The sequence below is a fragment of the Lentzea xerophila genome, assembly GCF_051094245.1.
Classification (GTDB): Bacteria; Actinomycetota; Actinomycetes; order Mycobacteriales; family Pseudonocardiaceae; genus Lentzea; species Lentzea xerophila.
Genome location: NZ_CP194934.1, coordinates 2,143,592 through 2,163,342, shown reverse-complemented (window position 1 = coordinate 2,163,342; position 19,751 = coordinate 2,143,592). Strand labels below are relative to the sequence as shown.

The 19,751-nt window shown below is 68.5% G+C and carries 23 protein-coding genes; 13 read left to right on the top strand and 10 right to left on the bottom strand.

Translation table 11 applies throughout. The annotated features are described in order from the left end of the window. Positions 1 to 108 precede the first annotated feature (108 nt). Genes ACRSBM_RS10700 through ACRSBM_RS10685 form a run of 4 tightly spaced genes read left to right on the top strand, consistent with a single transcriptional unit; the run spans position 109 to position 2,374 of the window. Positions 109 to 678 (top strand): sigma-70 family RNA polymerase sigma factor, encoded by a 570-nt coding sequence (locus ACRSBM_RS10700; RefSeq protein ID WP_030468711.1) that lies wholly within the window; start codon positions 109 to 111, stop codon positions 676 to 678. Continuing rightward, complete coding sequence (locus tag ACRSBM_RS10695; RefSeq protein WP_434442535.1) at positions 675 to 1,412, top strand: anti-sigma factor family protein; 738 nt, start codon at positions 675 to 677, stop codon at positions 1,410 to 1,412. The genes ACRSBM_RS10700 and ACRSBM_RS10695 overlap by 4 nt, the downstream gene beginning before the upstream one ends. A gap of 47 nt (positions 1,413 to 1,459) precedes the next feature. Next, positions 1,460 to 1,903, top strand: coding sequence for a hypothetical protein (locus ACRSBM_RS10690; RefSeq protein ID WP_434442533.1), 444 nt, complete (start codon positions 1,460 to 1,462; stop codon positions 1,901 to 1,903). Next, entirely contained in the window at positions 1,904 to 2,374 is a 471-nt protein-coding gene (locus tag ACRSBM_RS10685) for a YkvA family protein (protein WP_434442532.1), read from the top strand. Here the strand turns inward: ACRSBM_RS10685 and ACRSBM_RS10680 are convergent. Beyond that, the gene (locus tag ACRSBM_RS10680; RefSeq protein WP_434453048.1) at positions 2,309 to 2,794 is read right to left on the bottom strand and encodes a GNAT family N-acetyltransferase; all 486 of its coding nucleotides are present in this window, start codon (positions 2,792 to 2,794) and stop codon (positions 2,309 to 2,311) included. The two genes, ACRSBM_RS10685 and ACRSBM_RS10680, sit on opposite strands and share 66 nt — an antisense overlap. 65 nt (positions 2,795 to 2,859) lie before the next feature. Here ACRSBM_RS10680 and ACRSBM_RS10675 point away from each other — a divergent pair, with 65 nt between their 5' ends. Genes ACRSBM_RS10675 through ACRSBM_RS10665 form a run of 3 tightly spaced genes read left to right on the top strand, consistent with a single transcriptional unit; the run spans position 2,860 to position 5,955 of the window. Next, positions 2,860 to 4,005 (top strand): PP2C family protein-serine/threonine phosphatase, encoded by a 1,146-nt coding sequence (locus ACRSBM_RS10675; protein ID WP_434442530.1) that lies wholly within the window; start codon positions 2,860 to 2,862, stop codon positions 4,003 to 4,005. Further along, on the top strand, positions 4,002 to 5,522 hold the full coding sequence (locus tag ACRSBM_RS10670; protein WP_434442527.1) for a sensor histidine kinase: 1,521 nt from the start codon (positions 4,002 to 4,004) through the stop codon (positions 5,520 to 5,522). The genes ACRSBM_RS10675 and ACRSBM_RS10670 overlap by 4 nt, the downstream gene beginning before the upstream one ends. Then, positions 5,515 to 5,955: a response regulator gene (locus ACRSBM_RS10665; RefSeq protein WP_434442525.1), complete on the top strand. Its 441-nt coding sequence runs from the start codon at positions 5,515 to 5,517 to the stop codon at positions 5,953 to 5,955. Before ACRSBM_RS10670 ends, ACRSBM_RS10665 begins: the two co-directional genes overlap by 8 nt. 42 nt (positions 5,956 to 5,997) lie before the next feature. On the opposite strand, the gene ACRSBM_RS10660 is transcribed toward ACRSBM_RS10665, so the two are convergent. The 5 genes from ACRSBM_RS10660 to ACRSBM_RS10640 form a co-directional block, all read right to left on the bottom strand. Continuing rightward, entirely contained in the window at positions 5,998 to 6,438 is a 441-nt protein-coding gene (locus tag ACRSBM_RS10660) for a ClpX C4-type zinc finger protein (RefSeq protein ID WP_434442523.1), read from the bottom strand. A 61-nt stretch (positions 6,439 to 6,499) separates the two neighbouring features. Next, entirely contained in the window at positions 6,500 to 6,649 is a 150-nt protein-coding gene (locus ACRSBM_RS10655) for a hypothetical protein (protein WP_434442521.1), read from the bottom strand. Next, positions 6,646 to 7,371, bottom strand: a complete 726-nt coding sequence (locus tag ACRSBM_RS10650; RefSeq protein ID WP_434442519.1) for a lysophospholipid acyltransferase family protein — start codon at positions 7,369 to 7,371, stop codon at positions 6,646 to 6,648. The genes ACRSBM_RS10655 and ACRSBM_RS10650 overlap by 4 nt, the downstream gene beginning before the upstream one ends. Next, positions 7,368 to 8,357 (bottom strand): MBL fold metallo-hydrolase, encoded by a 990-nt coding sequence (locus tag ACRSBM_RS10645; RefSeq protein WP_434442517.1) that lies wholly within the window; start codon positions 8,355 to 8,357, stop codon positions 7,368 to 7,370. Before ACRSBM_RS10645 ends, ACRSBM_RS10650 begins: the two co-directional genes overlap by 4 nt. Before the next feature lie 47 nt (positions 8,358 to 8,404). Then, the gene (locus tag ACRSBM_RS10640; protein ID WP_434442516.1) at positions 8,405 to 8,674 is read right to left on the bottom strand and encodes a GNAT family N-acetyltransferase; all 270 of its coding nucleotides are present in this window, start codon (positions 8,672 to 8,674) and stop codon (positions 8,405 to 8,407) included. A gap of 30 nt (positions 8,675 to 8,704) precedes the next feature. Here ACRSBM_RS10640 and ACRSBM_RS10635 point away from each other — a divergent pair, with 30 nt between their 5' ends. The 3 genes from ACRSBM_RS10635 to ACRSBM_RS10625 all read left to right on the top strand — a co-directional run bounded on the left by ACRSBM_RS10635 (position 8,705) and on the right by ACRSBM_RS10625 (position 13,242). Then, entirely contained in the window at positions 8,705 to 9,691 is a 987-nt protein-coding gene (locus tag ACRSBM_RS10635; RefSeq protein WP_434442514.1) for an LLM class flavin-dependent oxidoreductase, read from the top strand. Between the two features lie 247 nt (positions 9,692 to 9,938). Next, a complete protein-coding gene (locus ACRSBM_RS10630) occupies positions 9,939 to 10,730 on the top strand; it encodes an ABC transporter ATP-binding protein (protein WP_434442512.1) in 792 nt (263 codons plus the stop codon). Positions 10,731 to 10,746: 16 nt separating this feature from the next. Next, on the top strand, positions 10,747 to 13,242 hold the full coding sequence (locus ACRSBM_RS10625; RefSeq protein WP_434442509.1) for an ABC transporter permease: 2,496 nt from the start codon (positions 10,747 to 10,749) through the stop codon (positions 13,240 to 13,242). A gap of 52 nt (positions 13,243 to 13,294) precedes the next feature. On the opposite strand, the gene ACRSBM_RS10620 is transcribed toward ACRSBM_RS10625, so the two are convergent. Then, positions 13,295 to 14,134 (bottom strand): dienelactone hydrolase family protein, encoded by an 840-nt coding sequence (locus ACRSBM_RS10620; RefSeq protein ID WP_434442508.1) that lies wholly within the window; start codon positions 14,132 to 14,134, stop codon positions 13,295 to 13,297. 241 nt (positions 14,135 to 14,375) lie between these two features. Between ACRSBM_RS10620 and ACRSBM_RS10615 the strand changes: the two genes are divergently transcribed. The 3 genes from ACRSBM_RS10615 (at position 14,376) to ACRSBM_RS10605 (ending at position 17,802) form a co-directional block, all read left to right on the top strand. Beyond that, a complete protein-coding gene (locus ACRSBM_RS10615; protein WP_434442506.1) occupies positions 14,376 to 16,301 on the top strand; it encodes an endo-beta-N-acetylglucosaminidase in 1,926 nt (641 codons plus the stop codon). Positions 16,302 to 16,501: 200 nt separating this feature from the next. Continuing rightward, entirely contained in the window at positions 16,502 to 17,338 is an 837-nt protein-coding gene (locus tag ACRSBM_RS10610; protein ID WP_434442504.1) for a DUF1996 domain-containing protein, read from the top strand. Further along, a complete protein-coding gene (locus ACRSBM_RS10605; RefSeq protein ID WP_434442502.1) occupies positions 17,311 to 17,802 on the top strand; it encodes a hypothetical protein in 492 nt (163 codons plus the stop codon). Before ACRSBM_RS10610 ends, ACRSBM_RS10605 begins: the two co-directional genes overlap by 28 nt. Positions 17,803 to 17,839: 37 nt before the next feature. On the opposite strand, the gene ACRSBM_RS10600 is transcribed toward ACRSBM_RS10605, so the two are convergent. From ACRSBM_RS10600 to ACRSBM_RS10590, 3 genes are read right to left on the bottom strand one after another with little or no spacing between them, the layout of a single operon-like run. Continuing rightward, positions 17,840 to 18,499 (bottom strand): hypothetical protein, encoded by a 660-nt coding sequence (locus ACRSBM_RS10600; RefSeq protein WP_434442501.1) that lies wholly within the window; start codon positions 18,497 to 18,499, stop codon positions 17,840 to 17,842. Next, the gene (locus ACRSBM_RS10595; protein ID WP_434442499.1) at positions 18,496 to 19,371 is read right to left on the bottom strand and encodes an ATP-binding cassette domain-containing protein; all 876 of its coding nucleotides are present in this window, start codon (positions 19,369 to 19,371) and stop codon (positions 18,496 to 18,498) included. Before ACRSBM_RS10595 ends, ACRSBM_RS10600 begins: the two co-directional genes overlap by 4 nt. Continuing rightward, on the bottom strand, positions 19,371 to 19,739 hold the full coding sequence (locus ACRSBM_RS10590) for a GntR family transcriptional regulator (protein ID WP_434442498.1): 369 nt from the start codon (positions 19,737 to 19,739) through the stop codon (positions 19,371 to 19,373). The genes ACRSBM_RS10595 and ACRSBM_RS10590 overlap by 1 nt, the downstream gene beginning before the upstream one ends. Positions 19,740 to 19,751: the final 12 nt, after the last annotated feature.

Here is a 19,751-nt window from a genome sequence, read left to right as displayed (position 1 = left end):
GTCCTTTCTCGGCTTGGGTACCGAGGAGTACGGACACGATCCGGCCACGGTTCACGAACTTCGTGAGGAATATTTGCCTCTCGACTTGAGACGGCTGATAGGGCAAGGATGTCCCCCGTGGCGCGGCATAGACGTCAACGTGAGTTAGACGAACAATCACCAAGACCGGGATCTCTCGAGGAAGAGTTGATCCGCCGGCTGTACGAGGAATTCGGCAGCGCCCTGCTGGGACACTGCATGAGGTTGACGGGCCATGATCGTCAGTGGGCCGAGGACATCGTGCAGGAAACCCTGGTCAGGGCATGGCGCAACGCCGAGAAACTCGAGCGTGACCCCGTGCTCTTGCGGTCGTGGTTGTTCACGGTGGCAAGGCGGTTGGTCATTGACGACAGACGTAAGAGAAGCGTCCGTCCGCAGGAGTTCGAACTGACCCCTTCGGACGAGTCGCCCTCCGGCGGTGAAGAGGATCGCACCCTCGCGGCGATCGTCGTCGCGGAGGCGATGAACGGTCTCTCCGAGGAACACAGGGAGGCTATTCTCGAAACATATCTGCGGGATCGCACCGTCGGTGAGGCCGCGGCGGCACTCGGTGTGCCACCGGGAACGGTCAAGTCGAGGGTGTACTACGCGCTCCGTGCGTTGCGGCGTGCGTTGCACGATCGGGGAGAGACGCGGTGACAACGGCACCAGATCACCTCGACGTCGCCGCCTACGTGCTCGGCATCCTCGATGCCGAGGAGGTGGAGGCGTTCGAGAACCACCTGACCGAATGTCGGCGGTGTGCTCTTGACCTGCGCGACTTCGCGGTGGTGCCGGACCTCATCGACGAGGCCGACGCGGGCGGGATGCTGCGCGGAACAGCTCCGGAACGCCCCGACGGCAAGTCGGTGCGCGTCATGCTCGACGCCGTCGCGGCGCGCAGGAAGCGCAGACGGTGGTTCGTCGCCCAGGGTGTCGCGGCCGCCGCCGCCGGCATCGTGGCGGTGACGGCCGTCGTCACGACGCTGGTCGTGGGCGGCAACGACTCCTCGAACCAGGCCGCTCCCAAGAACACCACCTCGACGTCGCAGACGCCGGTGGCGAACAACCGCAACGACGCGTCGATGGAAGTCAAGCAGCAGGACCCCAACAGCGGTGTCTTCACGAAGATCACCGCCTCCGACGAGCCGTCGGGCACCGCGATGGACATCGAGGTCAGCGGCATGACCGGCCCCGGCAGGGGGTCGCTCGTCGCCGTGGGCCGCGCGGGCCGCGTCGCGCAGGTCACGTCCTGGTACGCGCCCGAACCCGTGGCGGGCGACTCGAAGACCATCAAGCTGCAGGCCAACGTGGCCATGCGCTGGCACGAGATCGCGACGTTCCGGATCGTCGACGAGAACGGCAAGACGCTGCTCGAAGTGGTCGCGTCCTGACGTTTCACGACACCAGGCCACTGCCCCCGCCGGATCCGTGAGATCCTGTGGGGGCAGTTGTCGTTTTCGGGGAAGGCTTCTACGTGGCGATAGGCCCGTCAGCGGTCGAGCGCTGGCTCGATCTGTCCACAGAGGAGCTGCGTGCGCAGGTCACGCGGCTCGTGTCCGCCCGGCTACCGGGTGATCACGCGGTGTGGCAGGCGATCCGGCGTCATCCAGCGCTGGTCCCGCGCATCCGCGGTGTCCTCTCAGGACTCGCGGCGACCGCGACCGGCAGCAAGGACGAGGCCATGCAGAAGGTCTGGATCTCCAAGGCGCGCGCCGCGTTGGACCAGCCCTTCGTGGCGCCGGTGAAGGCCGCGCGCAAGCCGGTGGCGAAGGAGGTTCCCGCCGAGGAACCCGAACCCGTCATCGATCTCAAACAGCCAGAACCGCAACAGAAGCAGCCGGCGAAACCGGCGCCCACGATGCTGTTCCAGGAGCCGAGCTAGATGGTTGTCTTCGGATCGCTCACCACCCTGTCCGGTCTGCTGATCCTGTTGCTGCGCGACGCCCCGCTGGGCGGCCTCAGCCCCGCCGTCGTCGGCTGGGTGATGATCCCGACCGGCCTGCTGTTCGCGGGGCTGGGCGTCCTGCGCAACCGCCGCAAGCGCGCGCAGCGGGGTCCCGGCCCGGTCGGGAACCCGATCCAGCGCGCCAAGGCGTTGCCGCGGCTGTGGAAGGCGTGGCGCGGCGGCGGCTATCCGGACCTGCCGCGCAGCCAGGTGCTGCTGTGGGTGGTGTCGCTGGTCTACCTCGTGTCGCCGATCGACGTCCTGCCGGAGTTCCTGCCGGTGATCGGGGTGACCGACGACGCGGGTGTCCTCGTGTGGCTGCTCAGCAGCCTGTCCATCGCCTCAGGCTCGTACCTGCGCTGGGAGAAGGACCATCGCGACCCTGGTCGCGGGATCGAGGCCCCGTGAGGCCTCCTCGCGCATGATCCCGGCCAGGCCGGGCGAAGCCTCCGTCACGGCGCGAAACCCCAGGCGCTCGTAGTACGGCGCGTTCCAGGGCACGTCGCGGAACGTCGTCAGCGTCACCGCGCGCCCGGAGCGGGTGACGTGCTCGATCAGCGCCGCGCCGATCCCCTGGCGGGCGTGCGAGGGGTGCACGCAGACCTGGTGGACGTGCGTCGCGCCGTCGACGTCCCCGGCCGCGATGAACGCCACGGGCACGCCCTGGGCGCCGATGGCAACCCAGACCTCGTGTTTCGCGAGGTCCTCGAGGGACATCGGGGCGTCGTCGGCTATCTCGGGCATTCCGGCGTCGCGGAAGGGTTCCCCGGACGCGATTTCGATCTGCTGGAGGCACGGCAGTTCGGCTGGTTGGGCGAGACGGATCAACACGCCCGTCATCCTGGTAGGTCGGATGAGGACCTCGCAGCCCAATAACGTTAAAGTCCGACTCGATGCGAACAAAGACCGTGCGCGTCCTCCTGGTCGAGGACGACGATGGCGACGCCGTGCTCGTCGAGGCGCTGCTCGAGGAAGCGAGCGCGCCCTTCGTGCTGTCGCGAGCCGGTTCGCTCGCGGAGGCGGAGCGCATGCTCGCCGACGCCGAGTGCGTGCTGCTCGACCTCGGCCTGCCCGACTCCCAGGGGCTGCACGGCCTGCACCGGTTGCTCGCCAGGCCCCACGCGCCCGCGATCCTGGTGCTGACCGGCCTCGACGACGAGCGCGAGGGCATCGACGCGGTCGCGGCCGGAGCCGAGGACTACCTGGTCAAGGGCCAGGTCGACGGCGAACTGCTGCTGCGCGGTGTCCGGTACGCGGTCGAACGCCGCCGCGCCGAGGACGCCCAGCGCAAGCTCCGCGAGGCCGAGCTGCTCGCCGCGGAACGGTCCCGCCTGGAACGCGGCCTGCTGCCTCCCCCGCTGCTGCAGAACTCGGACGTCGGGCTCGACGTCCGCTACCAGCCCGGCGGCCAGCGCATGCTGCTCGGCGGCGACTTCTACGACGCGGTCGGCCTGCCGGACGGCACGGTGCACGCGATCATCGGCGACGTCTGCGGCCACGGCCCGGACGAGGCCGCGCTGGGCGTCTGCCTGCGGATCGCGTGGCGCGCGCTGGTGCTGGCCGGCGAACCGGCCGAGAAGGTGCTGCGGACGCTGGACCAGGTGCTGGTCGCGGAACGGCACGGCGACGGCATCTTCACCACGGCCTGCATGGTCACGGTGGCGCCGGACCGGCGATCGGCGCGCTACTTCCTCGCCGGGCACCCCGAGCCGTTGCTGATGGTCGGCCGGCAGATCATGGACCTGCCGCAGTCGAAGATCGGCGTCCCGCTCGGCGTGCTGCCCGACTACGGGTGGACCGGTGTGGACGTCCCACTGCCTTCCGGCTGGTCGCTCGCCTGCTACACGGACGGGTTGATCGAGGGCCGGGTACCCGACGACGTCGACCGGCTCGGTGTCGAACGCCTGTGCGAGATCCTCGCCAGACATCTGCGGAACGGCCCGAACTGGATGGACTCGGTCATCGCGGAGGTGACGGAGCTCAACGGCGGGGCACTCGACGACGACGTGGCCATTCTGCTGCTGAAGGACGGAAAGTGAACCTGCCGCACAAGCTGCCGGCGAGCCGGTTGCTGGCCGCGATCGTGATCGTCCTGCTCGTCATGACCGCCGTGGTGATCTCGTCCACGGTGATCGCGCTGGACGCGCTCGACGGCACACGGGCGCGGTCGGTGGACCAGATCGAACCCGCCGGGCGCCACGCGAAGGACCTGAACCGCGCGCTGCTGGACGAGGAGACCGGTCTGCGCGGGTTCGTCCTCACCGGTGAGGACGAGTTCCTCAAGCCCTACCTGGAGGGGCGCACCGCCGAGGTGGAGGCCGCGGAGAGCGTGCGCGACCTCGTCGGCGACATCGGCGGCAGGGTGAGCCGCATCGAGGACCTCGCGCGGCAGTGGCGCGGCCAGTACGCGGAACCCACGATCGCCGGCATCCGGCTCTCCGGCCCCGCCCTCTCCTCCTCGGTGGACATCGACCGCGGTCAGGCGATCTTCGGCCAGCTCCGCACCGAGGTGGCGGCGCTGCAGACCGACATCGCCGACCTCGCGAGGCAGGGACGTGAGGAGCTCGACCACGCGGCGGCCGTGGTGCTGTGGCTGGTCATCGGCATGGGCGTGCTGCTGGTCGCGGTGATCTGCGGGCTGTCGCTGCTGCTGTACCGCCTGCTGATCGCGCCACTGGCGAACCTCGCCGACCACACCCGGCAGGTCGCGTCCGGCGACTTCGAGCACGAGATCGACGCGGACGGCCCGCGCGAGATCGTCATGCTCGGCGAGGACGTGAACGCCATGCGCCGCCGGATCGTGCAGGAGCTCGCGACGCTCGACGAGGCGAAGACCGAGCTGCAGCGCTCCAACTCCGAGCTGGAGCAGTTCGCCTACGTCGCCTCGCACGACCTGCAGGAACCGCTGCGCAAGGTCGCGTCGTTCTGCCAGCTGCTGCAACGCCGCTACGGCGGCCAGCTCGACGAGCGCGCCGACCAGTACATCGAGTTCGCCACGGACGGCGCGAAGCGCATGCAGGGGCTGATCAACGACCTGCTCGCGTTCTCCCGCGTGGGCCGGCTGAGCCGCGAGCAGACCGTCGTCGACCTGAACGAGATCGTGCGCCAGGCGCAGGACAGCTACTCCGAGCGCATCGAGGAGACCGGCGCCCGCGTGGAGGTCGCCGAGCTCCCCTCCGTGCGAGGTGAGGCGTCCCTGCTCAGCGCCGTGTTCCAGAACCTGATCAGCAACGCGCTGAAGTTCAAGGGCGCGGAGCAGCCGGTCGTCAGGATCGGCGTCGAGCAGGACGACGAGCTGTGGAAGTTCACGGTGTGTGACAACGGCATCGGGATCGAGCCGGAGTACGCTGACCGGATCTTCATCATCTTCCAGCGCCTGCACCCGAAGGACGCCTATCCGGGCACGGGCATCGGACTGGCGATGTGCCGGAAGATCGTCGAGTACCACGGCGGCACGATCTGGCTGAAGACGGATGTGGACTCCGGCACCTGTTTCGAGTTCACCCTGCCCGTGATTCCCGAACTCGTCGCACAACCTGAGGAAGTACATGTCTGAGTCACCGATGACCGTGATCGACGTCCTGCTCGTCGAGGACGACCCCGGCGACGCCCTGATGACCCAGGAGGCGTTCGAGCACCACAAGATCCGCAACACGTTGCATGTGGTGAAGGACGGTGTGGAGGCGCTGGAGTTCCTGCGCCGCGAGGGCCAGTACGAGAACGCGCCGCGGCCGGGGCTGATCCTGCTGGACCTGAACCTCCCCCGTAAGGACGGCCGCGAGGTGCTCAGCGAGATCAAGGCTGACGCCGAGCTGCGGTCGATCCCCGTGGTGGTGCTGACGACCTCGGAGGCCGAGGAGGACATCCTGCGCAGCTACAGCCTCTACGCCAACGCCTACGTCACCAAGCCGGTGGACTTCGACAGGTTCATCGAGGTCGTCCGTCAGATCGACGACTTCTTCGTCACCGTGGTGAAGCTGCCCCGCTAGCGTCCGGCGCTCACTCGGCAACGGGCCAGGCGCCGGATCGGGTCACCGCAGCGAAGCCGCCCCCTTGATCACCGCGGCGCTGAAGTCCAGGCACGACCGGCAGATCCGCGCCTCGGCGCCCTGGTGGACCGGCTTGGTCTCGCTGCAGAACGAGCAGTCGCCGACCTCGGCCACCTGGGCCTCGGCGACGCAGAGGTCGCAGATCAGCGCGGCGGGTCCGGCCATCATCTTGCCGACCTCACCGGCGGCACGCTCGCAGAACCAGCAGCGCTCGGTCCGCTTGGACTGCTCCACGATCTGGTGCACGCGCTGGTGGCTCATCGTGAGGGCCTCCGCGATCTCGCGCATCGACCCGCCGGCGCGGTGCAACCGCAGCACAGCATGGTGGTAGACGGCCTTGGCGATGTCGGCCTGATCTTGTGCGGCGGCCGAGGCGGTGCCCGCCCTGCGCGCCGCCGCCAGCAGTTCCTCGTCCAGAGTCATGCCGTCTATGTTAGCTAGACACGTCTAGGTTGTATAGACACCGTCCAGGTCAACTAGACACTCAGTCGACGCTACGCACGATCGCCGGGTCGTCGTCCGCCTGGACGACCCACTGCTGCGACTCACGCGGGTCCGGGACGACCGGGGCCCACATGCCCGTCCCACCGGGACGGACCTGCTTCGGTAAAACGACTTCCTCTTGCGTACTCATGCGCTCTGGCTACCCGCCTGAGCGGAACGTATGCCCGACAACATGGCCGTGATGGCGTCCATGATCCGTGCGGTGGCCTCGGCCAGCACCGGGGCGGTGAGCTCGCGGTCGTAGAGGTCGGACAGGTCGACCGGGGCGCCCGCCACGACCTCGACGCGCTTGCGCGGCAACAGCCTCGGCAGGATCGAACCCCTGGGCAGGAGGTCCTGCGTGCCCCACTCGGCGACCGGCACCACGGGCACGCGGGCTTCGAGGGCCATCCGCGCGACGCCGGACTTGCCCTTCATCGGCCAGTTGCCGGGGTCGTCGGTGAAGGTGCCCTCCGGGAACGCCATCACGCACTTCCCCTCGCGCAGCGCCTCCACGGCGGGCAACAGGGCCTGGGACGCCTTCACGGTGCCGCGTTCGACCGGGATGTGGCCACCCGAACGCATGACCCAGCCGACGACCGGCAGGCGCCACAGGGAGGCCTTGGCGAGCACGCGCGGCACCCGGTTCGACATCAGCGCGAACACCACGGCCGCGACCGCGTCCGCGTTCGACAGGTGGTTGAACGCGAGGATCACGCCGCCGTGGCCCGGCACGTGCTGTTTGCCGCGCACCCTCAGCCGGATGAACAGCACGACGACAGGCCACAGCACGTCGATCGCCAGCGAGAACCAGAATCCTCGGCCCCTGCGGGGCATCTTCCAGGTCCAGGCGGCCAGCTCAAGCGGGGTCACGGCTGGTATTCGAGCACGCCGGCGTTCTCAGTTCTGGTCAATTCGCCACGTTCGACCAGAACGTCGAGGTGGGCGGCCGTCTCGCCGATGGCCAGCACCTGGTTGAACATGTCGAGATCGTCGAAGCGGCGCTGGCGGCGGGTCCAGCCGATCTTGCGCGCGGTCTCGAACGCGGAGCCCGCCACGGCCTTGAGGATCTCCTCCAGGCGCTGCTCGTGGTGGCCGAGCAGTTCGTCGACGCGCGCGTGCGAGCTGTCGGTCACGGGGCCGTGCGCGGGCAACAGCCTGAGGTCCGGCAGTTCGCGGGTGAGCCGCAGTGATGTCATGTAGTCGCCCAGCGGCAGCTCGGGACGCAACGGCTCGAAGCCGATCGACGGCGTGATGTGCGGGAGCACGTGGTCGCCGGAGAACAGCACCTTGGCGGTGTGGTCGACGAACACGACGTGGCCGCGAGTGTGCCCCGGGGTCGGGATGACCTCCAGCTTGCGGTGTTCGAGGTCGACGGTGCCGCGGACGAGCCACTCGTCCGGCTCCTCGTAGTCGCGCAGCGCCTCGCCGCGGTCGACGTGGTGCATGATCTTGATCCACGTCTCCGCCAGCTCGCTCGCACCCCATTTGCGCAGGTCGGTGACGTGCTGGTCGTCCTGGCCGTGCATGAGGTGCCGCAACGACGGCTGCTCGCCGAGGCCGAGCGCGATGCGGCCGCCGAACAGGCGGCGCAACGACACCGCCATCGTGAAGTGGTCACGGTGGACGTGCGTGACGAGGAACCTGTGGATGTCCCCGAAATCCTTGCCCAACGTGCCGAGCGCGGTTTCGAGCAGGTCGCGGGCCTCGTCGAGCGCCCAGCCCGAGTCGACCATGACGAGGCCGTCGCCGTCCTCGATCGCGTAGACGTTGACCGCGCGCAGGCCGTCGTTCGGCAGCGGCAGCGGAATGCGGTGCACACCTGGTGCCACCTCGAACGCGCCCGGTTCACTCCACACGTTCGCCCACCTCGTCGTGTCGCGATGTTGTTAGCGCCTGCAACTATCTACCGGACGGTAACACGGTATTCCGGGTGCTTGTCGATGTACTTCGCCACGAACGGGCAGAGTGGTGACACCTTTACCTCACGCGCCCGTGCGTCGTCGAGCGCGAACTTCGCGAGCTGGGCGCCGAGGCCTTGTCCGGCGTACGCCTCATCCACCTCGGTGTGCACGAGAGCGACGACGTCTCCGATGGTCCGGTAGTCCAGAAACCCGGCGAGCGCGCCGTCGACGTGGATCTCGTAGCGGCTCTCGGCCTCGTTGTTGGTGACCATGTCAACCATCTTGCACCGGACGGATGGAAAATGACGGTCATGGACGTCTACCTGCTGATCCTGGGTGACCACCTGCCCAACCCGTGCACGGGCCAGGAGGTGCCGCAGGCCGACCGGCTGCGGGCGATGGTCGAGCAGGCGGTGGTGGCGGAGGAGGCGGGGTTCACCGGCGTCGCGATCGGCGAGCACCACTTCACCCGCTACATCGTGTCCGCGCCCGAACTGCTGCTGGCGGCGGTGGCGGCGCGCACGTCCACCCTGAAGCTCTCGACCGGCGTGACACTGCTCGCCCACCGCGACCCGGTGCTGGTGGCCGAGTCGCTGGCGACGCTGGACGTGCTGTCGGACGGGCGGGCCGAGCTGATCGTGGCGCGCGGTGTCGACCAGCAGACCGACGCGGCGTTCAGGGTCGAGCCGGGCGAGTTGCGGCCACGGTTCGAGGAGCACCTGCGGTTGCTGCTCAAGCTGTTGGAGGAGCCGTCGGTCAGCTGGGACGGCCGGTTCCGCGGCCGGCTGAGCGAGGTGACCACGACTCCGCGGCCCGTGCAGACGCCGCGGCCGGTGGTCTGGATCGGGTCGGGGTCGGCGGTGTCGGCGGACCTGGGCGCCGAACTGGAGATGCCGCTGATGCTGCCGTCGACGCTGCGGGATCCGTCGATCTACGCGGAGGTCGTGCGGCGCTACCGCGAGCGCTTCCCCGCCGGGCGCGTCGGTGTGCCGAGCCATGTGTTCGTGGCACGGGAGGACGCTCGCGAACGGTGGCGGCCGCACCTGGCCGAGTACGCGCGGTTCGCGGACCCGTGGCGCGGGGACGGCGACATCGACGTCGACTCGATCATGGACGGCGCCGCGGTGTGCGGCACTCCGGACGAGGTGGCTCAACGGCTCAACGAGTTGGCGCGGGAGCTGTCCATCGACACGCATCTCGTGATGGTGGACATTGGGGGCATGCCACACGAATCGGTCATCGAGACGATCCGCCTGTTCGGTGCGGAGGTACTGCCGAAGCTCGGCTAACGCTTGCGCAGCCACAAAGCCCATGCACACTAGAATCCATTGAGGACTGATGGAGTCGGTGGCGCGGTCTTCCACAGGCTGAATGCACTGCGGCAGCAGCGAAACAGCGTTCCTCCGCGGGATCCCCACTACGCGGCGCGAGCTGAGAGTTCTCTCAGAATCGGCTATGTGGGACGGATTCCAGGGTTGATCTCAGGGTTCATCTCAGTGGAGAACCTGACCCTCCAGGGTGCCCGCGTAGCCGAAGATGGTGCGCACAAGACACCTTCAGGAGGAACAGACTGTGAGCGCGTCCGATGGAGTCGCGGCGAGAGCCGTCGACGTGTGGAAGTCATACGGGTCCGGCGACGCCGCCGTGACCGCGCTCGCCGGGGTGAGCGTCGACCTGGAGAGGTCCAGGTTCACTGCGATCATGGGCCCGTCGGGGTCCGGCAAGTCGACTCTGATGCACTGCATCGCGGGCCTCGACGACGTCACGCGGGGCGAGGTGTGGGTGGGTGACACCAAGGTCACCGGGTTGAAGGACCGCGGTCTCACCGAGTTGCGGCGGGACAAGGTCGGCTTCATCTTCCAGCAGTTCAACCTGCTGCCGACGCTGACGGCGGAGGAGAACATCACGCTGCCGCTCTCGATCGGCGGCAAGAAGATCGACAGGGAGTGGTTCGACGTCGTCGTCGACACGGTGGGTCTGCGGGACCGGCTCACCCACCGGCCCACCCAGCTCTCGGGTGGTCAGCAGCAGCGCGTGGCGTGTGCCCGTGCGCTGGTGTCCCGGCCGGACGTCGTGTTCGCGGACGAGCCGACCGGCAACCTGGACTCGCAGTCCGGTGCCGAGGTGCTCGGGTTCCTGCAGCGGTCCGCCCGTGAGTTCGGGCAGACGATCGTGATGGTCACGCACGACCCGAACGCCGCTTCCTACGCCGACCGCGTCATCTTCCTCAAGGACGGCAACATCGTCCGTGAGCTGTTGTCGCCGTCGGCCGAGGAGGTCCTCGACACGATGAAGCACCTCGACTCGGTCGCGGTGCCGCATGTTTAAAGCAACCATCAAGAGCTTGCTGTCACGCAAGCTCCGGCTCGTGCTGTCCGCGCTCTCCGTCGTGCTGGGCGTCATGTTCGTGTCCGGATCGTTCGTTCTGACCGACACGCTTCAGCGGTCGTTCACCGACATGTTCTCGTCTGCTTACGCCAATGTGGACGTTTCGGTGTCACCGAAGGCGGAGGAGGGCAAGCAACCGGAGCCGCTGACGCCCCAGGCGATCGCCGACGTGAAGTCGGTGCCGGGAGTGGCCTCGGCGGTCGGCGAGGTGCAGGGTTCCGCGCGGCCGATCGGCAAGAACGGCAAGGTCATCACCACGTCCGGCGCGCCGCGGTTCGGAAGCAACTGGACGGGCACCGGCCAGGAGAAGATCCGGGAGGGCAGGGCCCCTGCCGCCGACAACGAGGTCATCGTCGGCGCCTACCTCGCGTCGACCGGCGGCTTCCAGGTGGGCGACGACATCTCGCTGCTCACGCTGGAGCCGAAGAAGACCTTCAAGATCACCGGCGTCTACGAGTACCCGGGCGGCCGGGAGTCGCTGGCCGGCGAGCTGTCGGTGGCGTTCACCGAGCCGGTCGCCCAGCAGTTGTTGCTGGGCAAGAAGGACGCGTTCTCGTCGGTCACGGTGACGGCGGCGGACGGTCGGTCGGACGACGCGCTGCGCGACTCCGTCGCGGCGAAGCTCGGCTCCGCCTACGACGTGAAGACCGGCGCGACGCTCGCGAAGGAGCAGGCCGACCAGATCAACGAGGGCCTGACGTTCTTCAACTACGTGCTGCTCGGGTTCGCCGGCATCGCGTTGTTCGTCGGCATCTTCATCATCCTCAACACGTTCTCCATCATCGTCGCCCAGCGCACCCGTGAGCTCGCGCTGCTGCGGTCGATGGGCGCCTCCCGCGGCCAGGTCATCGGGTCCGTGGTGCTGGAGGCGTTCGTGATCGGCCTGATCGCGTCGATCGTCGGGCTCGGGGCGGGTGTCGGCGTCGGTGTGCTGCTGGCGAACATCTTCAGCTCGTTCAGCGGTGCGAGCCTCCAGCTCGCGTCCATCGGGGTGCCCCTGTCGGCGGTCATCTCGTCGTTCGCGGTCGGCATCGTCGTGACCATGGTCGCGGCGGTCATGCCGGCGCTGCGGGCGTCGCGGATCGCGCCGGTCGCGGCGATGCGCGAGGCGGCGACGCCGGACCGGCCGCTGACGAAGATCACGGTCACCGGCGCTCTCGTGGTCGCCGCGGGCGGTACGGCCCTGGGGTTCGGCTTCAACCAGGCCTCGCTGCCGTTGATCTTCGGCGGCATCCTCGTGGCGTTCGTCGGTGTCGCCCTGCTGACGCCGATGCTGTCCAAGCCGATGGTGTCGCTGATCGGCCGCCTGCTGTCGTGGTCGATGCCGGGTCTGCTGGGCCGCCGCAACTCCGCGCGCAACCCGCGCCGGACCGCGATCACCGCGGCCGCGCTGATGGTCGGCATCTCGCTGATCACCGGCGTGAGCGTGGTGCTGACGTCGGCGACCGCCTCGATCGAGAAGCTGGCCGCCGGTCAGCTGCAGACCGACCTGATCATCTCCGGCGAGGGCCAGATGGAGGGCGAGGGCGCGACGTTCCAGCGGGACGTGCTGACGAAGGTCGAGAACACCGACGGCGTGAGCTCGGCGGTCGGCTGGGCCTCCGACGGCGTGCTGCAGGGCGAGAGCCAGATGTTCGCGATCGCCGTCACCGACGTGCCCGCGCTCAAGGAGATGTTCGCCCTCAAGCCGAAGTCCGGTGACATCGCGCCGCTGCGGGACGACCAGTTCGCGGTGGCCGAGGAAATGGCCACCGAGAAGGGCTGGTCGGTCGGCAGCACGGTGACGCTGCAGCTGGCCAAGGGCGAGCCCCGCACGTACACGGTCGGGTTCGTCTGGGCCACGACGCAGGTGCTCCAGGGCGCGGTGATGCTGCCCGAGTCCGCGGCCGGCAGCTTCCGGTCCGACCAGATCGGCCAGGCGTTCGTCCAGGTGACACCGGGAACGAACGTGGCGGACGTGCAGAAGCGCGTCGAGCCGCTGTTCGCGGACAACCCGGAGATCACCGTGCAGGACCGCAGCAGGTTCGTGCAGCAGATGACCTCGCAGTTCGACACGGTCCTGCTGATGATCCAGATCCTGCTGGCACTGGCGATCCTGATCGCGGTGCTCGGCGTCATCAACACCCTGGCGCTGTCGGTGATCGAGCGGACCCGCGAGCTGGGCCTGCTGCGGGCCATCGGCATGCGGCGGTCGCAGGTGATGCGGATGATCACCGTCGAGTCGGTGGTGATCTCGGTGTTCGGCGCGGTGCTCGGCCTCGCGGTCGGTCTCGCGCTGGGCGTCGCGACCGTGCAGGCGCTCAAGGAGCAGGGCATCTCGGAGCTCGGGCTGCCGTGGGTCACGATGGCCCAGTACCTGGTGGTGGCCGCGGTCGTCGGCGTGGTCGCCGCGATCCTGCCCGCGATCCGGGCGGCCCGGCTGAACGTGCTGGACGCGATCGCCTACGAGTGAGTGTCCGGAAGGTGCTGTGCCGGGCCGTCGCTGGCCGGCACAGCACCTTTTCTCATGCGTGCGGACAGGTGTCCCGGTACGCCGAGATGAGCGTGTTCGGCGCCGGGGCCGGGCACAGGAACTGGTCGTAGCGCAGGTCGTCGTCCACGAACCGCTTGAGCCACGACAGCGTGTACTTACGCACCGTCACGTTGTCGCTGCGCGGAGCCGAGTGGTCGCCGCCGCGCAGTTCCAGGAACGCCTTGTCCGGCGCGGCCGTGATCGAGTTGTAGAACGGCGTCGAGTGCTGCGAGTTGGGGGCGGTGGGGTCGTTCTGCCCGCCGAGCACCATGGTCGGCACCTGGACCGCCGACCAGTTCTTGGTGGTGTGCCAGCCCGCCATCGGGATCGAGGCCTGCAGGGCCGGACGCGTCGCGGCGGCGCGCAGCGCTCCGCCGCCACCCATGGAGTGACCCATCACGGCGAGGCGCGAGGCGTCGACGCGGGGGTTGGTGCGGACGACGTAGTCCAGCGCCGCGAGCAGCTGGCGGCCGCGGCTGTCCGGGTCGTCGAAGCCGGACAGGGTGTTGATGGTGATCACCACGAACCCGTTGGACGCGAGCCGCGGCCCGAAGTGGGCGACGGAGGACTGAGTCGAGGTGAAGCCGGGTGAGATGGCGACCGCGCCGAACGTGAGGTCGCTGGTGGGCGTGTAGACCGTGCCGCCGCCGAAGTTCGACTGGCGGGCGACGGCGGCGGACGTGACGGCGAACGTGCCGCGGGAGGCCTCGACCGATGCGGCCGTGGGTGCCGGGCCGCGTTCGTAGGGGTTGGCCGCCGCGGCGGCGACGGCGGGGGCGGTGGCCGGGATCAGCGCCAGGACCAGCGCCGCAAGCACAGCTTTGATGCGCACGACGAAGACACCTCAATTGGTTGCAGGGGAACCAAAAGCGACGGCGAGCCTGAGGCTACCGCCCGGTAGCCCCGGGCGGGTTCGGCCACTCGGATGGTTACCGGGACATTTCGCCGCCGTTCGGCTGGACGTCATCGAGTTCGCCACGGTTACCCAGTGCAGCAGACCGGGACGTTGTCGTCCTGTTCCGTCACCACTGCGGCGGTATGCGGCGAATCAGATGGAGCACGAGGGTGATCAGGTGCCCACCCGGAGACAGTTCCTCGTCCTGAGCTCGACAGCGGCTCTCACCGGTCTGCTGTCCGAGACTCCCGCGTCCGCGGCCGAAGCCGCCCAACCCTTCGCGTCGTACTGGCACCCGGCGACGATCCTCGACTGGGATCCGTCGACGGACCGGGACGCGAAGTACAACCGCAGCACCGTGCCGCTCGCGAAACGCGTCGTCCCCGCTCGACCGGCCAACGCGCACGCCCGCCCCGCCGAGGCGCGCGTGCAGGCGTTGGTGGCGTACGCGCCGACGAGCAACAATCCGGCGCAGGGCTCGCTCGACATGAACTACTACGCCACCAACTACTGGCAGTACATCGACGAACTGGTGTTCTGGGGCGGCTCGGCCTCCGAGGGCCTGATCCTCGCACCGAACCCGACCGTCACCGACGCCGCGCACCGCAACGGCGTGCGCGTGATCGGCAACGTCTTCCTCCCGCCCACCGCGTACGGCGGCCAGATCCAGTGGGTCCGCGACTTCGTGCGCCGCGAGGGCGACAGGTTCCCGGTGGCGGACAAGATGATCCAGGTCGCGCGGCACCACGGGTTCGACGGCTGGTTCCTCAACCAGGAGACCGCCGGCGGCAACGCCCAGCTCGCGACCGACATGCGCGACTTCATCATCTATCTGCGCAAGAGCGGACTGCGGGTCATCTGGTACGACGCGATGACCGACACCGGCAGCGTCAGCTGGCAGAACGCCCTGACCGCGCGCAACCGGATGTTCTTCGAGCAGTCCGACGAGATGTTCCTGAACTTCTGGTGGAGCACGCAGGGTCTCGCGAACTCGGCCGCGCTCGCCCGGCAGATGGGGCGCAGCCCGTACGACCTGGCGTCCGGAGTGGACGTCGAGTCAGGCGGCTACAACACGAGCGTCGGCTGGGCCTCGATCTTCCCCGAGAACGAGCCACACGTGACCTCGCTCGGCTTCTACCGTCCGGAGTGGACGTTCAAGTCGTCGACGAGCCCCGCCGACTTCTACGCCCGGGACAACAGGTTCTGGGTCGGCCCGAACGGCGACCCGTCGGACACCACGACGACGGCGAACTGGAAGGGCATCGCCCACTACGTCACCGAGCTGACGCCGATCACCTCGCTGCCGTTCGTCACGAACTTCAACACCGGCCACGGCCGCAAGTTCGCGGTCGGCGGCACCGTCCGGTCGGCGCAGGCCTGGAACAACCTGTCGCTGCAGGACGTCCTGCCGACATGGCGGTGGAGCGTCACCGGCACCGGCACGAAGGTCACGCCGTCGCTCGACTGGGACGACCCGTACGACGGCGGCACCGCGCTGAAGATCACCGGCACTGCCCAGGCCGCGGGCGACGTCCGGCTGTTCGCCACGTCGTTGCGGATCACCGGCGCGAGCCAGTTCGAGATCGTGCACCGCACCGGCACCGGTCCGTCGCGGTTGCAGGCCGTCCTGCGGTTCGGCGCGACGGAGCGCGTGCTGGACCTCGGCGGGGTCAGCGGGGCGTGGCGGCGCAGCGTCTTCCCGCTGGGCGAGCACTCCGGTGAGACGCTCACCGAGATCTCGCTGCGCGTGCTGCCCGGCGCCGCGTTCACGGCGCTGGTCGGCCGGATCGGCGTCACGAACCCGGTCATGACCGCACCCGTGGCGCCGGCGAACGTCCAGGTCGAGCAGGTCAGTCGCACGGACGCCACCACGGTGTCGGCACGGCTCACCTGGACTCGCCCGCCCGGTGGGGTGAGGCAGTTCCGGGTCTACAAGCAGACCGGGTCCGAGCGGATCTTCCTCGGTGGCACGACGAATGACGCGTACTTCGTGCCGGCGATCCCGCTGACCGACGGGGAGACCGCGCGGATCGAGGTGGAGGCGGTCAGCGAGGCGTTCGACGTCTCACCGCCCGCTCGCGTCTCGATCACCTCTACCCTCTGACGTAGTTCTGCGGAACCGGAACGGGGCAACAGCGGGAGAGAGCGCTCTCTACGACGGCAGACTCACGGCGGCAGCCAGGCGGTGTCAAGAAAACCGGGAACTCTGAACGTTTCTTGCGGTTGACGCCTGTTCGCGACCTGCGTCATGCTCAATAAGCGTGAGAGCGCTCTCCCAATCCTGCTGCGGAGAGGAATGCTTCAATGAGGAAGCCCTTGTTCCACCTCGCAACCATCCTGGCACTGGCCGCCGGCGCGCTGAGCATTCCGGTTGCCGCCCAAGGAGAACCGGTACGCGTAGCCGAGTTCCTCGCGGAGTGCCCGATCAGCCACCGCCTGCCGGACGACCCGATCGTCCTGCCGAACCTGGCCGGCGCCTCCCACTCGCACGACTTCTTCGGCAACCACTCGACGAACGCCCGCTCGACCCAGCAGTCCCTGGAAGGCGCGACGGGGAACTGCAACCCGGTCTCGGACATCTCGTCGTACTGGGTGCCGACGCTGTACCGGAACAACACCGCGATCGCCCCGACCGGGGTCACCTTCTACTACCTCGGTGAGGGCGTGAACAACCCAGCGGCGATCCAGCCCACGCCGTACGGGCTGAAGATCGTGGCGGGCAACGCGAAGGCCACGGGTGACGCCGACAGCATCGCGCGCTGGTCCTGCCTGCACGCCGGGCACGTCAACCCGTCGAAGAACTTCGTGCAGTGCCCGGCCGGCACGATGCTCGAGACCTACCTGGACTTCCCGCAGTGCTGGGACGGCCGCAACCTCGACTCGGCCGACCACAAGTCCCACATGTCCTACCCGGTCGCGGGCGGCTGCCCGTCGAGCCACCCCGTCGCGGTGCCGAAGCTGCGCATGGTGCTGCGGTACCCGGTCAACGGCACCACGGCCGGCCTCCGGTTGTCCTCGGGCACAGGGCAGACGATGCACGGCGACTTCTTCAACGTGTGGCCGCGCGCCGAGATGGAGCGCCGCGTCCGCAACTGCATCAACGTGGTGATCAAGTGCGACCACGCCGGCAACCACAGCTGACAGTTCTCCTGCTGGCAGGCCTTGTCGCGGCCTGCCAGCAGGCTCCACCCGCACCGCCACCACCTCAGCCGTCCGGCCAGCACGGCTACGGCGCGACGGAACGTGCGTTCGTCGAACTGGCGATCGCCACCGACGAGCAGGCGCTCAAGCTGCTCGCGCTGACCGACAAGACCGAGCTGAAGGACAACAGGAACGCCGAGCTGGCCGCACTACGGGCGTTGCTCGACGCGCCGTACGTGAACAACCACGCCGGGCACGACATGCCGGGCATGCCGACGGACGCCGAGATCCAGCTCGCCTCGACCAGCACGGACGCGTTGCGGCAGTTCGTGCACGCGCATCTCACCGAGTCGCTGGAGGTCGTTCGCTCGGCCCGGACGGCGATCTCCCACCCGCCCACCGCCGAGGTGGTCGAGCTGATGGAACGCCACCGCACGGCGGAACTGGCGGCCGGCACCAACTGATCCACCACGGCACCGGTGGTACGCGACAGCGGCCGGCTCACATCGCCCGCGGACGAATCGGCATGTCCCGCGCGACCGCCCACGTCCCGGCGAGCGCGACCAGGAACGCCACCACCGACACCAGGTGCCAGCCGGAACCGAGCAGCACCGGGATGTCGCGGATGAACGGCAGGTTCCCCGACCCCGGGATGCCCACGGTCGTGACGACGACCAGGACCAGGCCGATCGGCACCGAGAAGATGCCGCCCAGGCTGAACCTGTCGAACGCCGCCACGCAGAACATGCCCACGGCGCACCACACCAGGAACATCAGGAAGTACGCGACCGGCGACCCGTGCTCGTCCGCCCTCCAGTCCATGAGCGAGTAGATCCCGCCCTCGACGACGAACCCCAGCGATCCGATCACGGCCATCACGAACGCCAGCACGACCGAGAAACCGAACGCTGCCAGCAGGAACTCGCGGCGGGTGCGGCCGTGCGCGACGGCGACCGGCAGCAGGTTGTGGATCACGTAGACGCCGACCCCGAACAGGAACCAGCGCGCGACCTGGGACGTGACGACGTTCCACCCGCTGATCTCGACGCCGCGGAAGGCCGAGACCACGAACGTGACCACGAGGACGAACGCGAAGACGGCGGCCGCGACTATCACGCAGAACGCGACTAGCGACACCGTGAGGTGACGGAAGATCTTCACCGCTTGCCTCCGACCGGTTCGGTGAGGTGGACGAAGAGGTCCTGCAACGCGATCGGGCCGAGCTCCAGGCCGAGCCGGCGGGCGTGGATCAGCTGGTCGTCGTCCAGCGTGCCGTAGACCATCGCCGCTTTGGTGCGTCCCAGTGACTTCTCGCTGAGCACGGTCAGGGCCGCGGTGAACTCGTCGACGTCGGCGGCGTTCCCGGTGACCTCGGTGCCGCGCGAGCGCAGCACGTCCGCCTCCTCCTGCAGCACCAGCCGGCCGCCGTCGATGATCAGGACCTCCTCCAGCAACGAGGAGAGCTCCTCGATGAGGTGCGTGGAGATGATGATCGTGCGCGGGTGCTCCATGAAGTCGTTGAGCAACGCGTCGTAGAACGCGTACCTGGTCGGCGTGTCCATGCCGAGGTGCGACTCGTCGAGCATCGTCAGCGGCGAGCGGCTGGCGAGTCCGATCACCACGCCGAGCGCGGACCGCTGGCCCAGCGACAGTTCGCCGACCTTGGTCCCCGGCGGGATCTTGAAGAGGTCGGCCAGCTCCTGCGCGTACGCGTTGTCCCAGGTCTCGCGCCATGCCGCGGCGTACTCGAGGACGTGCACGACCTTCTCGCCCTTGTCCGCGGCGTCGGCGCTGTGCCGCACCAGGCAGACCTGACGCGTCGCGGCCGCGTTCTCGAAGACCGGCGCGCCGTCCAGCTGAACGGTTCCTGAAGGCCTGCGGTACCCGGCCAGCGCCGACATCAGGCTGGTCTTGCCCGAGCCGTTGCGGCCGAGCAGACCGTAGATCTTGTTGCCGGACAACGAGAAACTCATGTCGTCGATCGCCGTGACGTCGCCGTAGCGCACCGTCAGGCCCTGCACCTCAACGCGCATCACACGCCCCCGTTCTTCTCGTGCTGCTCGATGCGGCGGATGACGTCGGCGAGCGGGATGCCGATGGCGCGCGCCTCCGCGACCATCGGATCCACGACCTCGCCGAAGAAGGTCTCCCTCCCCTGTGCCCGCAGCATGTCGCGAGCCCCCATGCTCACGAACATCCCGATCCCCCTTTTCTTGTAGAGCACCTGCTCGTCCACGAGCTGCTGAAAGGCCTTCGCGGCGGTCGCCGGGTTGATCCGGTAGTAGGCGGCGTACTGGTTGGTCGACATGACCTGCTCGTCCGCCTTCAACGCACCGCTGAGCACGTCCGCCTTGATCCGGTCGGCGATCTGCCGGTAGATCGGGCTCCTGTCGTCGAACATGGCTTACTTCTT